Raw genomic sequence first — 13,369 nt, 5'->3', positions numbered from 1 at the left:
GTGCGAGGGTGGCCAATGGTGACAGTGCCGACAACCAGTCACGAGATCACCGCAGGTCAACAAGTTGCGCTGGGATGGCCACGCCTTCCCAACCACTAACTTCCAGTAAGCGCAGGCGTATGGTGGCTGTCGTGGACGACGACCTCGCCTTCGACGTGTTCGACCGGCAGTGCCCGTCGCGCGGCACGCTGGAGCATGTGACCGGGCGGTGGGGCAGCCTGACGCTGGGCGCCCTGTACGAGTCCGGCTGCCGCTTCAACCAGCTGCGGCGGCGCGTGGACGGCGTCAGCGAGAAGATGCTGTCGCAGACGCTGCAGGCCCTGGAGCGGGACGGGCTGGTGCACCGCGAGGCACAGCCGACGAATCCGCCCCGGGTCGACTACGAGCTGACGCCGCTCGGGCGGGATGTCGCCGAGCGGCTGCTCGGTCTGATCCGGCTCGTGCAGAGCCGGATGCCCGAGGTGCTGACGGCGCGGGAGCGTTACGACGCGACGCGCGGGGGTGACGAGGCGACGCGCGGCGGGCGCTGACAGCGCGGGCAGAAGTAACTGGACCGGTTCATCCAGGGACGCCGACGCATCAGGGTGCCGCAGCGGCGGCACGGCTCGCCCTCGCGGCCGTACGCGTCCAGGGAGCGGTCGAAGTACCCCGACTCGCCGTTCACGTTGACGTAGAGGCTGTCGAAACTGGTGCCGCCGGCATCGAGGGCCGCGTTCATGACGTCCCGGGCATGCCCGAGGAGCTCGGCGGCCCGGGGCCGGGTCAGCGTCGCCGTCGGCCGGTCGTAGTGCAGCTTGGCGCGCCACAGGGCCTCGTCGGCGTAGATGTTGCCGACCCCGCTGATCAGCGACTGGTCGAGCAGGGCGCGCTTGACGGTCGTACGGCGCAGGCGCAGAGAGGTGACGAACGCGTCGTCGTCGAACCGGGGGTCGAGCGGGTCCCGCGCGATGTGGGCGATGGCCTCCGGGAGACCTTCGGGTGTGGTGTCGTGCACCGAAAGACCGCCGAAGGTGCGCTGGTCGACGAAGCGGAGCTCGGTGGCGAGGTCGTCGGCGAACCGCACCCGGATCCGCAGATGCTTCTCGTCGGCGGCCGCCTCCGGCTGGACGAGCAGCTGCCCGCTCATGCCCAGGTGGCCGAGCACCGCGTCGCCGCTGTCCTCCAGCGGCAGCCAGAGGTACTTTCCCCGGCGCTGTGCGGGTCCGATCCGATGGCCCTTGAGGCGGGCGGCGAAGTCCTCCGCGCCGCCGAGGTGGCGGCGTACGGCCCGCGGATGCAGGACCTGCACCTCCGCGACGACCCGGCCGGCGACCCAGGTCTCGAGGCCTCGCCGCACGACTTCAACCTCGGGCAACTCGGGCACGGGTCTCCTCCGGAGGAGCTACGGGACGACGCCCGCAGCCTACCTCCGGGCGTCACCCGTGCGGGCCGGGGGGCTGTGCCTTGGGGACCGGGGGCCGCCTGCGGCGAGCTGCTCCCCACCCCGCCCCTTCCCGGCTGGTCGATGTGCGGCTCCGCCGCGTGGGGGCTCCGCCCCGGACCCCGGATTGCGGGGGGCCGCACCCGAACCCGCGCCCCGAACTCCCTCTGCGCCCTGCGGCGCGGGGGGACCCCCAGCGAGGCTGGATTCCAGGGCCCCCCTCGTCCGCTCTCTACGCCCTGCGCGCGGGGGTGCCCCCCGGGGCGCTCGCTCCGAGCCGTCCGGCGCATGAGGACGGACGGACACCCGGGCCCGCCGGTCGGTACCGGGCACACCTCGGGGTCCGGCGGCGAAGCCCCGCCATGGGGCGGGGCAGGCCGGCCCAGCCGACCGGAAAAGGAAACCCCCTGCCGCGCAAAGCGCGGCAGGGGGCAGGAGCGGTGTGGCTCAGGCCGTTGCTTGGGGCGAAGGGGTGTCGGCGGGCCCTTCGGCCTCAGGGGCGGCGGCCTTCGCCGCCTCGGCGCGTTCGTCCGCGGCCGCGCGAATCGCGCGCCATGCGGACTCCGCAGCCTGCTGCTCCGCTTCCTTCTTGCTGCGGCCGGTGCCGGTGCCGTACGAGACACCACCGACGCGGGCGGCAGCAGTGAAGGTCTTCTCGTGGTCCGGACCGGTCTCGGTGACCAGGTACTCGGGCACGCCCAGACCCTCGGCCGCGGTCAGCTCCTGGAGACTGGTCTTCCAGTCCAGGCCTGCACCGAGGTTCGATGACTTCTCGATCAGCGGGTCGAAGAGCCGGTGCACCAGCTCGGACGCCGCGTCGAGGCCCTGGTCGAGATAGACCGCACCGATCACCGCTTCCAGGGTGTCGGCGAGGATGGATGCCTTGTCCCGGCCGCCCGTGCCCTCTTCGCCCCGGCCGAGCCGGATGAAGGAGCCCAGGTCGAGGCCGCGACCGACCTCCGCCAGCGCACGCGAGTTGACCACCGCGGCCCGCAGTTTGGCCAGCTGGCCTTCGGGCAGGTCGGGGTGGGTGCGGTAGAGCGTGTCCGTGACCACCAGTCCGAGCACCGAGTCCCCGAGGAACTCGAGCCGCTCGTTGGTGGGCAGGCCGCCGTTCTCGTACGCGTACGAACGGTGGGTCAGCGCACGCACCAGAAGGGCGGACTCGAGCTGATACCCGAGCCGCCCTTCCAGAAGCGTGTGGGACGAGGCTGCGCTTGCGTTGTCTGCCTGCATACTGTTGCCGGCGTCAGACATGGAGCCTCTCACCAGCCGCTCAGACCTCGAGGACCTGGCGCTTGTTGTAGGTGCCGCAGCTCGGGCACGCGATGTGCTGCTGCTTCGGCTCCTGGCAACGCTCACACGAAACCAGGGTGGGGACCGCAGCCTTCCACTGCGACCGGCGGTGGCGCGTGTTGCTGCGCGACATCTTCCGCTTCGGAACAGCCACGGCTACTTCTCCTGCTTCTCGTCGACGCCCGCTTCGGCGCCGCTCATGTTGTCCTTCTCACCGGTTCCGAGTGAACCGGCGAGTCCCTGCAGTGCCGCCCAACGAATGTCGACGGCGTCGTGATGGTGGTCCGGGTCGTCGTTCAGGTTGATCCCGCATTCGGGACACAGGCCTGCACAGTCCTCCCGGCACACCGGCTGCATCGGCAGTGCGAGCACCACCGCATCCCGCAGCACGGGTTCGAGGCCGAGCAAGCCGTCCTCGAGGAAGAGCCTGTCCTCGTCGTCCTCGGCGTCGTCGACAGGCTCCGCCTTGGGGCGGCCCCGGTCGTCGGCGTCAGGGTACGAGAACATCTCCTGGAAGTCCGCCGCGACCTCCTGGTGCAGCGGCTCCAGACACCTTACGCACTCCCCCTCGGCCGTCGCACGGACGGTGCCTGTGACGAGCACACCTTCCATGACCGACTCGAGGCGGAGCTCCAGCTCCATCGGCGCGCCCTCGGGCACACCGACGACCCCTTCGATACCGAAGTCCTTGGGGGCCGCGACCGAGCGGGAGAGCCGCTGGAGCGCACCGGGCCGCCGGCCCAGCTCGTGCGTGTCGAACACGAGGGGGTTGCGGTGGTCGAGGCGGGCGTTCAGGGTTCTTCCTGCTTTCGGATCGTGTGGGGGGCCGCGAAATCAGCGCAGCATCGGATGCGGCGCACGCGCGACCGAAGAGCCAGGATACTGGACCGTTCGCTGTAGGCCCAATCCGGTCAGCGACCCTGCTCGTAGCGGCGCAGCTGCTCCAGGTCGATCATGCTCGTGTCGAAGAAGCTGGTCTCGTCGAGCTGCGGCTGCACCTGGGGCTGAGGCTGATGCTGGGGCTGCTGCTGGTACGCGTACGGGTCCTGCTGCTGGTAGGCGTAGCCCTGCTCGTACCCCTGCTGCTGGTACGCGTACGGGTCCTGCTGGTACGCGTACGCGTCCTGCGGCTGGTACGTGTACGGATCCGCCTGGGCCGGGACCGGCTGGACGTGCTGCGGCTGCTGCGCGTGGTGGGGCTGCTGCTGGTGCTGCGGCTCCGGGTCCGCCAGCTCCGCGAGCCCCGCGAGATAGTCCGCGTCGCTCGTGTGCTGCATCCCGGCGGCGTCCTGGGCGGCCATGTGCGCGCCGAGCTCGTCGGTGGCGATGCGGCCGTGCAGCTTCTGCCGGCCGCGGCCCACGGCCTCCAGCGTCTTGGAGAGCACCGCCTCGAAGGCGCCCAGCTTGGCGTCGACGTACTCGTCGGCCCGCTGGATCAGCGTCTGGGGGTCCGCGCTGTACTCGGGGGCGTCCTCATCGGCGTACCCCTGCTCGTCCAGGCCGGGGCCGCGGCCGAGCAGCTTCTCGCGGCCGCGGTCGACCGAGCCGATGGTCTTGTTGAGCACGACCTCGAAGTTCGCGAGCTTGGAGTCGACGTAGTCGTCGGCCTCGGCGCGGATCTCCTCGGCCTCCCGGCGGGCCTCGGCGAGGATGCGGTCGGCCTCCTCCTGGGACTGCCGGGCGATCTGGGTGTCGGAGATCAGCGAGCCGCGCTCGGAGTGGGCGGCCTCGATGATCCGCTCGGCCTCCTGGCGGGCCTGCTCGACGAGCTGCTCCCGGCCGCCGATCAGCTCCTGCGCCTGGGCGAGCGAGCCGGGCAGGGCCTGCCGGACCTCTTCGAGCATCGCGAGCAGCTCGGCGCGGTTGACCACGCAGGAGGCCGACATGGGCATGGACCGGGCGTTCCCGACCGCCTCGACGATCTCGTCGAGCTTCTTCTGCACGTCCACCGTGTGCTCGCCACTCTCTACAGTCACTACAGCCGATTTGGAGACGGATGGGACGACTGTACGGGCAGTCGGCGCCCTCCCCCAATGCCCTGGGGGCATGGGGGCACCCCCAGACACCTGGTGACGGTCAGTCAGGAGGTGACGTCCGACGCGGCGACCGACGCAGCGTCCGACGTCACGCCCTCGGTCACTTCTTCGGAAGCCGGCCCTTCAGGGCCTCGAGGACCGGCGCCGGCACCAGGTGGGAGACGTCGCCGCCCCAGGCCGCGACCTCCTTGACCAGGGAGGACGAGAGGAAGCTGTAGGTCGGGCTGGTGGGCACGAACAGCGTCTCGACGCCTGACAGGCCGTTGTTCATCTGGGCCATCTGCAGCTCGTAGTCGAAGTCGCTGACGGCGCGCAGGCCCTTGACGATGGCGGGGATGTCCCGCTCCTTGCAGTAGTCGACGAGGAGGCCGTGGTAGGCCTCCACCTCGACGTTCCCGTACTCCGCGGTGACCTCGCGGATCAGCTCGATCCGCTCGTCGACCGTGAACAGTCCCTGCTTGGACTGGTTGATCATCACCACGACGTGCACGACGTCGTACAGCTTGGAGGCGCGGGCGATGATGTCGAGATGTCCATTGGTGATGGGGTCGAACGACCCCGGACAGACGGCGCGGCGCAACTGAAGTCCCTCGCTCTCCGGTCCGGTCATGGTGCGTCTTCGCACGTAGAGGCGGCGCGACCGTACCAAAGGGTCCCTTCGCCGTAGCGACGGGCCCGCAGTGGCTCGATGCCCGTCGGCCAGACGAACTCCCCGCCTCTGGTGCTGCGCTCCACGGTGACGAGGGCGTCCTCCGCGAGCCAGCCCCCGGTGCGGAGTGTGAGGAGAATCTCGCGAAGATCGTCGTCCGTGACGGCGTACGGCGGGTCGAGGAACACGATGTCGTACGGGGCTGCCGGCGCCGGTCCCTGGACGATCTGCTCAGCCCGCCCGGTGCGGACCTCGGCACCGGGCAGGGCCAGCGTCCGTACGTTCTCCCGGACCGTGCGGGCGGCGCGGTTGTCAGCCTCGACGAGGAGCGCGTGGGACGCGCCGCGCGACAGTGCCTCCAGGCCGACGGCTCCCGAGCCCGCGTACAGGTCCGCGACCCGGATGCCCTGCAGCGTACCGAGCAGCGACTCCCAGGTGGAGAACAGCCCCTCGCGCGCCCGGTCGGAGGTGGGGCGGGTGCCGTTGCCCGGCGGCACGGCCAGGCGACGTCCGCCGGCCGCGCCGGCGATCACGCGGGTCATCTGAGTCCTTCTAGCCGTTCGTTCGGTCCCGTTCGATGCGGGCCGGTCTCCTCCACGATATCCACCGGCGGGCGCGTCAGCCCTTGTCGAGATACTGCTCGCGGTCCTTGTCGAGGAGTGCGTCCAGGGCCGTCCGCAGCTCCGGCAGGCCCTTCAGCTCGGGGTCCGCGGTGACGACCGCCACGGCCTCCTCGCGTGCGGCGGCGATGACCTCCTCGTCGTCGATGACCGCCAGGACCCGCAGCGAGGAGCGGACCCCGGACTGGGCCTGGCCCAGCACATCGCCCTCCCGGCGCTGTTCGAGGTCGATACGGGAGAGCTCGAAGCCGTCGAGCGTGGCGGCGACCGCGCCGAGCCGGGCCCGGGCGGGACTCGCCTCCGGCATCTCGGTGACGACCAGACACAGTCCGGGGGCCGAGCCGCGGCCGACGCGGCCGCGCAGCTGGTGCAGCTGGGAGACGCCGAAGCGGTCGGCGTCCATGATCACCATCGCGGTCGCGTTCGGCACGTTCACGCCGACCTCGATGACCGTGGTGGCCACCAGCACGTCCACGTCGCCCGCTGCGAAGCGGCGCATGACGTCGTCCTTGTCGTCCGGCGGCATCCGGCCGTGCAGCACCTCCACGCGCAGGCCCTTCAGCGGGCCCGCCGTCAGCTGCTCGGCGACGTCCATGACGGCGAGCGGCGGCCGCTTCTCGGCCTCGTCCTCCGCGGACTTCTTCCTGGGCTCGTCCTGATCGTCACCGATGCGAGGACACACGACGTACGCCTGGTGGCCGCCCTCGACCTCCTCGCGCACCCGCTCCCAGGCCCGCGCCAGGAAGTGCGGCTTGTCGGCGGCCGGGACCACATGGGTGGCGATCGGGGAGCGTCCGGCGGGCAGCTGGTCCAGTACCGAGGTCTCCAGGTCGCCGAAGACCGTCATGGCGACCGTCCGCGGAATGGGCGTGGCGGTCATGACCAGCAGGTGCGGGGGCTGCTTGCCCTTGCCCCGGAGGGCGTCGCGCTGCTCCACGCCGAAGCGGTGCTGCTCGTCGACGACGACCAGCCCCAGGTCGTGGAACTGCACCTTGTCCTCGATCAGCGCGTGCGTGCCGATGACGATCCCGGCCTCGCCGGTGACCAGGTCGAGCAGGGCCTGGCGGCGGGCGGCGGCGCCCATGGAGCCGGTGAGCAGCACGACCTTGGTCGCCTTCTCGGCGCCGCCGAGCATGCCGCCCTCGGCGAGGTCGCCCATCATCTCGACGATCGAGCGGTGGTGCTGCTGGGCGAGGACTTCGGTGGGGGCCAGCATCGCGGCCTGGCCGCCCGCGTCGACGACGGCGAGCATGGCCCTCAGGGCGACCATGGTCTTCCCGGAGCCGACCTCGCCCTGGAGCAGCCGGTGCATCGGGTGCTCGGTGGCCAGATCGCCGAAGATCTCCGCGGACACCTTCTGCTGGCCCTCGGTGAGCGTGAACGGCAGCCGGGCGTCGAAGGCATCGAGCAGGCCGTCGGGGACGGGTTTGCGGGCGACGGCGGGAAGCTGCGTGTCCGCGTAACGCCGCCGGGCGAGGGCGACTTGGAGGACGAACGCCTCGTCCCACTTGAGGCGCTGTCTGGCGTCCTCGATGTCCGCCTTGGTCTGCGGGCGGTGGATCTTGAGCAGCGCCTCCGGGAGGGGGACGAAGCCCCGGCCTTCCCGCAGCGCGGGCGGCAGCGGGTCGAGGGCCTCCTGGGCCTGTGGAAGGACCGCGTCGACGGCCTTGGCGATCTTCCACGACTCCAGCCCCTTGCAGGCCGGATAGATCGGGATGAGCTTCCCTGCGAACGCACTGACCGCACCCTCGCCGGTGTCCGCGTCCAGCCGCTCGTAGGTGGGGTGGGCGAGCTGCAACTTGCGGTTGAACATGGACACCTTGCCGGCGAACATCGCGCGGCTGCCGGGCGGCAGGTCCTTGTGCGGCTTGTGGATACCCCGGCCGAAGAAGACGAGCTGGAGCCGGCCGCTGCCGTCGGTGATGGTGATCTCCAGCCGCTGCCCGCGCCCGGCGTTGAACTTGAGCACACGGGAGTCCGCGACCTGCGCGACGACCGTGACGTGCTCGTCGAGCGGCAGATCCGCGAGCCGGGTGAGCTGGCCCCGCTCCTCGTACCGCCGCGGGTAGTGGTGGAGCAGATCTCCGACGGTGTGCAGGTCGAGGTTCTCGGCCATGACCTTCGCGGTCGCGGGACCGAGCGTCTTCCTCAGTGACTCACCCAGCACGATGCCTCCCGCCCTGCCCCGACGCGCCCCCTGCCGGGGGTCCGGGGGGCGCCCCCCGGAAAAGCGCAGCGTGGTGGAGCAGATCTCCGACGGTGTGCAGGTCGAGGTTCTCGGCCATGACCTTCGCGGTCGCGGGACCGAGGGTCTTCTTCAGGGGTTCGTCGAGCGCGGACACGCGATCCATTGCACACCACCTCACCGACAACCGTCGTGCACCGATCGATATCCGCTGGTCACCACGGTGCCGCGACCCCTAGGACGGCGCGGTCTCCCCCGCCTTCCCACGCCGCGATCACCGCCGTAGCGGGATCGCCCGACCCGCGCCGCCGCTCGTCCCCCCACCGGCGCAGCGACGATGACTGCTGAGACCTCTGAGACGTCCGAGACCATTCCTCACACCTTCCAGGTCGATCTGCGCGGCCTGGTGGATCTCCTGTCCCACCACCTCTACTCCAGTCCCAAGGTGTATCTGCGCGAGCTGCTGCAGAACGCCGTGGCCGCCATCACCGCACGCCGCTCCGTGCAGCCGGACGCGCCCGCCCGGGTGCGGCTGTACGCCGGGGGAGGCACGCTGCGCGTCGAGGACAGCGGGATCGGCCTGACCGAGGCGGACGTGCACAGTCTGCTCGCCACGATCGGTCGCAGCTCGAAGCGGGACGGCGGCCTGGAGTCGGCGCGGCCGAGTTCCTGGGCCAGTTCGGGATCGGGCTGCTCGCCTGCTTCGTCGTCGCGGCGGAGATACGGGTGGTCAGCCGTTCCGCGCGCACGCCGGACGCGCGGCCCGTCGAGTGGGCGGCGCGCGACGACGGTTCGTACACCGTGCGCGCGCTCCCGGACGGCGCCCGTACCGAGCCCGGCACCACCGTGTACCTCACCGCCCGCCCCGGCAGCGGCGATTGGCTGAACGAGGACCGGGTACGGGCGCTCGCGCGTGACTTCGGCTCCCTCCTGCCGTACGACGTGCGCATCGGCGAGGAGCCCGTCACCGACCTGCCGGCCCCGTGGGACCGGCCGTACCCGAGCCCGGCCGCGCGCCGCGTCGCGCTCGCCCGCCACTGCCACGACCTCTTCGGCTTCACGCCGCTCGACTCGATCGATCTGGATCTGCCGCTCGCCGGCGTCCGGGGCGTCGCCTACGTACTGCCTTCGGCAGTGAGTCCCGCGCAGCGCGCCGGGCACCGTGTGCACCTCAAGGGGATGCTGCTCACCGACCGTGCGGACGAACTCCTGCCCGACTGGGCCTTCTTCGTGCGCTGCGTCCTGGACACCGACAGCCTGCGGCCCACGGCGTCGCGCGAGTCGCTGTACGCGGACGAGACCCTCGCCGCCGTACGGGACGCGCTCGGGGCCCGTATGCGTGACTGGCTGACCGGTCTCGCGGCGGGCGATCCCGAGCGGCTCGCGCAGTTCCTGTCCGTGCACCACCTGGGCGTGAAGTCGCTGGCCCGGCACGACAACGACATGCTGCGCACGATGCTGCCGTGGCTGCCGTTCGAGACGACCGACGGCCGCCTGTCGCTGGAGGAGTTCGCCCAGCGGCACCGGGTGGTGCACTTCACGCGCACCGTCGAGGAGTACCGGCAGGTCGCCCCGATCGCGTCCGCCCAGGGCATCGGCGTCGTCAACGGCGGCTACACGTACGACTCCGAGCTCGTCGAGCGGCTCCCCTCGGTCCGCCCGGGAACGGCGGTCGCCGAACTCGACGCGGACACCGTCACCGCACACCTCGACGCGGTCGACCCGGCCGACGAACTCGCGCTCGCGGGCCTCCTGTCGGTGGCGCGTGCCACGCTGGACCCACTCGGCTGTGATGTGTCCCTGCGTTCCTTCCACCCCCTGACCGTTCCCGCACTGCACCTCGACGACCGGGCGGCCCGCCATGAGCAGGCCCGCGCGGAGGCGGAGGAGCAGGCGGACGACCTGTGGGCGGGCATCCTCGGCTCGCTGCGCGGCAGCGCGCCGCGGGCCCGTCTCGTCCTCAACCACCTCAACCCGCTGGTCCGCCGGATCAGCACCCTCGCCGACCCGGAGCTCGCAGGCACGGCCGTCGAGTCGCTCTACGGACAGGCCCTGCTCATGGCGCAGCGTCCGCTGCGCCCCGCCGACTCGGCCCTGCTCAACCGCGCGTTCATCGGCCTGCTCGCATGGGCCACCCACCACGAGACCGACCCGGAGGAGGAGAGCCGATGAGCCACGACGTCGACGCGATACGGCAGGCCCTGTACGACAACTACCGGGCGCCGGAGGGCGCCGCGCGCAACGCCCGTGCGGAGCGGCTGCTCGCCGAGGCCGAGCAGACCGGCGACACGCCCCTGCTCATCGAGGCCCTCTCGCACCTCCTCCAGGCGTACAACTACAGCTCGGAGCGGGACGAGCTGTTCGTGCCGTTCGCCCGGCTGCTGCGGCTGTGGGACGAGCGGCCCGGGGAGTTCGACGCGCAGGCGGCCCACTCCCTGCACTGGTACTTCAAGTGGGTCTCCACGGACATGCTCGACCAGCCGCACATCCCGCTCGCGTCCATGGAGAAGTGGCTCGGCGAGATGGAACACCGCTACCGGCTGGCGGGCCACTCCGAACGGGCCGTGCGGCAGGGCGAGTTCTGTCTCGCCCGCCACATCGGCGACCTGGAGCGCGCCGAGCGGACGTACGCGGCGTGGCTGGCGGCCGACCGGGACCGGATGGCCGACCGCCATGCGTGCGAGCTGCACGACCAGGGCTCCTGGCAGGCCCGTCTCGGGAACGACGAGAAGGCGCTGGAGCTGTGGCGTCCGGTCCTGGCCGGCGAGTACACGTGCGCGCACGAGCCGCACGCCGTGCTCGCGGCCTCGCTGCTGCCGCTGCTGCGGCTCGGCCGCGCGGATGAGGCCCGCGCCCACCATCTGCGGGGCTACCGCATGGTCCGGCCCATGGAGAGCATGCGCGGCTGGGTCGCGATGCACGTCGAGTTCTGCGCGCTGACCGGCAATGAGGCGCGGGCCCTGGAGATCCTCTCGGACCGGCCCGCGTACTTCACGGACAGCGGCGACCCCGACTCCCTGATGGACCATCTCGCCGTCACCGCGCTCCTGATGGACCGGCTCGTGGCCCTCGGGCACGGCGAGCAGACCGTGCCGGGGCCGGCCGGGACCGCCTGGACCGCGCGGACGCTGGCCGTCCATGCGCGCGAGCAGGCCCTCGCGATCGCGGCGCGCTTCGACGAGCGCAACGGAACGGATGCCGTCAGCACGCTCGTACGGGAGCGTCTGGAGCGCAAGCCGCTGCTGGAGCGGCTGCCGCTGGGGATACGGACGGTGAAGCCGGTTTCTTCCGCTCCTGCGGAGCGGCCCGTGCCCGCGCCCGCATCCGCGCCGCCGCGTCCCGCGGAGCCGGCCGGTCTGAACGAGCTGCTCGCCGAGGCGCGGCGGCTCTCCGAGGAGCGGCATCCGGACGCGGGCGCCGCGTGGGAGGCCGTCGCCGATGCGGCCGGGGACGGGGACCTGGACAATCTGGCGCTCGCCGAGATCGACGACCACCGCGGCTTGTCGCGGCGGACCGACCCGGAGGAGGCCGTCCGGCTGTGCCGCTCGGCGGCCGAGCGGTACGAGGCCGGGGGCGACCCGGGTGAGGCCGCGGCCGCGCTGGCCCGCGGCGCGTACGCGATGGCGCGCGGCGGGGACCCGGAGGCGGCCCTCGCGGCCGTCGAGGAGCCCGTCGCCCGTGCGCTCGCGCTGTACGCGGAGGGCACGACGGGCGTGCGCCAGGCCGCCGGGGCGCTGCTCAACCGCGCCCGCATCCATCTGGGGCGGCTGCACGACGGTGACGACTCCGGAGAACGGGTCGACGCGCTGGAGGCGGCCGTGGCCGAGCTCATCGACTTCGCCGGGCCGCACCGGGCGGCCCCGAGGGTCGCCGACCGCATCGCCGAGGCCGAGGCCATGCTCGGCGACCTCGCGGTGCACCGCGGCGAGATCGCGGCAGCGGCCGAGCGATACGCGGCTGCGGCCGAGCTCTTCCACGCGGCCGGGCTGCCCTGGTACGCGGTCGAGCCCGAGGCGCGTCTCGTCGGGGCGGCCCGCCGTCTCGGCGACCTGGACACCGCGGAGCGCGCCGCCCGCGCGGCTCTGGAGCACGGCGCCCCGTACGTCGAGGCGAGCGGGCACACCCGGCTGCACATCCAGCTCGCCGAAGTCCTCGGCGAGGCGGGCCGGTTCGGTGAGGCGACCGGGCATGCGCTGGAGTCCGCGCACTCGGCCGACGAGGCCGGCGAGAGCGCCGGAATCGGCGCCTACGCGCGGCACCGGCTGGGCGGCTGGCTGCTGCGCGCGGGCCGCCCGGAGGAGGCCGCGGCCGTCCTGGAAGCCGTGCTTCCCGACCTGACCGTCGACGACCACGGCGACGGCATGGTCGTCCAGACCCTGTGGTGGCTCGGCGACTGCCTGACCGAGCTCGGGGAGCCGCGGCAGGCCGCCGAGCACTGGCTCGAGGCGGCCGACATCGCCCGCGGCCGGCCCGAGCAGCACGACCACGCGATGCTCGCCAATCTCGCGGGCCAGGCGCTGTACCGGGCCGGGCTCAACGCTGAGGCCGACCGCGTGTACGAGCGCGCGTGCGGGCTCTGGCGGGACCTGGGCGACGTCCACGGGGTCGTGCGGGCCCTGCGGGTGCGGGCATGGATCGCGGTCCGCGAGGGTCAGGCGGGGCCGGAGGCCGGCCTCGGCTTCATGGCGGCCGCGGCCGAGGAGTGCGAGCGGGCTCTGCCGGCGGTGGAGGACCCGGCGGCCCGCGCCCGGCTGCGTGCGGAGCTCGCCGACACGCATCGGCAGACGGGCGAGCTGATCGCGGGCCAGGGCGAGGGCGAGTCGACGTACGGGGAAGCTCTCCCGTACGTCGAGCGGGCGATCACGGGCTTCGCGGAGGCGGGCGAGGACTTCACGGACCTGCGGACCGCGGCGGAGCTGATGGCCGCGTGGCTGGAGGCCGACCTGGGCGCGAAGCCCTCGGCGACGCGGCGCGCCGAGTCGGTCCTGGCGACGTACGCGGACGCCTCGGGCACCACGGCGGACGCGCGCCGCGCGGAGGCGACGTCGATCCTGGAGTACGTGGCCTGACCCCTCCGGGGGTGCGGGATCCGGTGTGCGGTGTGCCGGTACCGCGCGGCGGGGGACTCTTCAAGCCCGTCCTGCGTTTGAGGACGGACACACC

Annotated in this window: 10 protein-coding genes and 1 pseudogene; 3 read left to right on the top strand and 8 right to left on the bottom strand. The window is 72.3% G+C overall.

Annotation, left to right across the window (positions count from 1 at the left end; translation table 11 throughout):
• The first annotated feature begins 119 nt into the window (after positions 1-119).
• Positions 120-530, top strand: a complete 411-nt coding sequence (locus ACFV9O_RS04575; RefSeq protein ID WP_385412197.1) for a winged helix-turn-helix transcriptional regulator — start codon at positions 120-122, stop codon at positions 528-530.
• On the opposite strand, the gene mutM is transcribed toward ACFV9O_RS04575, so the two are convergent.
• The 8 genes from mutM to recG form a co-directional block, all read right to left on the bottom strand.
• On the bottom strand, positions 482-1,363 hold the full coding sequence (mutM, locus tag ACFV9O_RS04570; RefSeq protein WP_385412194.1) for a bifunctional DNA-formamidopyrimidine glycosylase/DNA-(apurinic or apyrimidinic site) lyase: 882 nt from the start codon (positions 1,361-1,363) through the stop codon (positions 482-484). The genes ACFV9O_RS04575 and mutM overlap by 49 nt on opposite strands.
• 504 nt (positions 1,364-1,867) lie before the next feature.
• Positions 1,868-2,677, bottom strand: a complete 810-nt coding sequence (gene rnc, locus ACFV9O_RS04565; RefSeq protein WP_385412192.1) for a ribonuclease III — start codon at positions 2,675-2,677, stop codon at positions 1,868-1,870.
• Between the two features lie 19 nt (positions 2,678-2,696).
• Positions 2,697-2,870 (bottom strand): 50S ribosomal protein L32, encoded by a 174-nt coding sequence (gene rpmF / locus ACFV9O_RS04560; protein ID WP_026165248.1) that lies wholly within the window; start codon positions 2,868-2,870, stop codon positions 2,697-2,699.
• A gap of 2 nt (positions 2,871-2,872) precedes the next feature.
• Positions 2,873-3,511 carry a YceD family protein gene (locus ACFV9O_RS04555; protein WP_385412496.1) on the bottom strand — a complete coding sequence of 213 codons (639 nt, stop codon included), beginning with the start codon at positions 3,509-3,511 and terminating at the stop codon, positions 2,873-2,875.
• Positions 3,512-3,627: 116 nt separating this feature from the next.
• Entirely contained in the window at positions 3,628-4,665 is a 1,038-nt protein-coding gene (locus tag ACFV9O_RS04550) for an ATP synthase F0 subunit B (RefSeq protein ID WP_385412493.1), read from the bottom strand.
• Positions 4,666-4,852: 187 nt separating this feature from the next.
• A complete protein-coding gene (coaD, locus tag ACFV9O_RS04545) occupies positions 4,853-5,332 on the bottom strand; it encodes a pantetheine-phosphate adenylyltransferase (protein ID WP_385412491.1) in 480 nt (159 codons plus the stop codon).
• A gap of 26 nt (positions 5,333-5,358) precedes the next feature.
• Positions 5,359-6,036 (bottom strand): 16S rRNA (guanine(966)-N(2))-methyltransferase RsmD, encoded by a 678-nt coding sequence (rsmD, locus tag ACFV9O_RS04540; protein ID WP_385412488.1) that lies wholly within the window; start codon positions 6,034-6,036, stop codon positions 5,359-5,361.
• Positions 6,020-8,188: an ATP-dependent DNA helicase RecG gene (gene recG / locus ACFV9O_RS04535; protein WP_385412190.1), complete on the bottom strand. Its 2,169-nt coding sequence runs from the start codon at positions 8,186-8,188 to the stop codon at positions 6,020-6,022. Before recG ends, rsmD begins: the two co-directional genes overlap by 17 nt.
• A gap of 355 nt (positions 8,189-8,543) precedes the next feature.
• Between recG and ACFV9O_RS04530 the strand changes: the two are divergent.
• Positions 8,544-10,378: pseudogene (locus tag ACFV9O_RS04530) on the top strand (HSP90 family protein).
• Positions 10,375-13,275 (top strand): tetratricopeptide repeat protein, encoded by a 2,901-nt coding sequence (locus ACFV9O_RS04525; protein ID WP_385412187.1) that lies wholly within the window; start codon positions 10,375-10,377, stop codon positions 13,273-13,275. The pseudogene ACFV9O_RS04530 and the gene ACFV9O_RS04525 overlap by 4 nt, the downstream one beginning before the upstream one ends.
• Positions 13,276-13,369: the final 94 nt, after the last annotated feature.

The organism is Streptomyces sp. NPDC059909 (genome assembly GCF_042730885.1).
Taxonomy (GTDB): Bacteria; Actinomycetota; Actinomycetes; order Streptomycetales; family Streptomycetaceae; genus Streptomyces.
Note: the sequence above shows the minus strand (reverse complement) of the source record. Positions and strands in the feature narration are given on the sequence as shown.

What these genes read in the sequence shown, in the direction of transcription:
- rnc (WP_385412192.1), bottom strand. Translation starts at nt 2,677, where the DNA reads ATGTCTGACGCCGGCAACAGTATGCAGGCAGACAACGCAAGCGCAGCC.
- ACFV9O_RS04525 (WP_385412187.1), top strand. Translation starts at nt 10,375, where the DNA reads ATGAGCCACGACGTCGACGCGATACGGCAGGCCCTGTACGACAACTAC.
- ACFV9O_RS04575 (WP_385412197.1), top strand. Translation starts at nt 120, where the DNA reads ATGGTGGCTGTCGTGGACGACGACCTCGCCTTCGACGTGTTCGACCGG.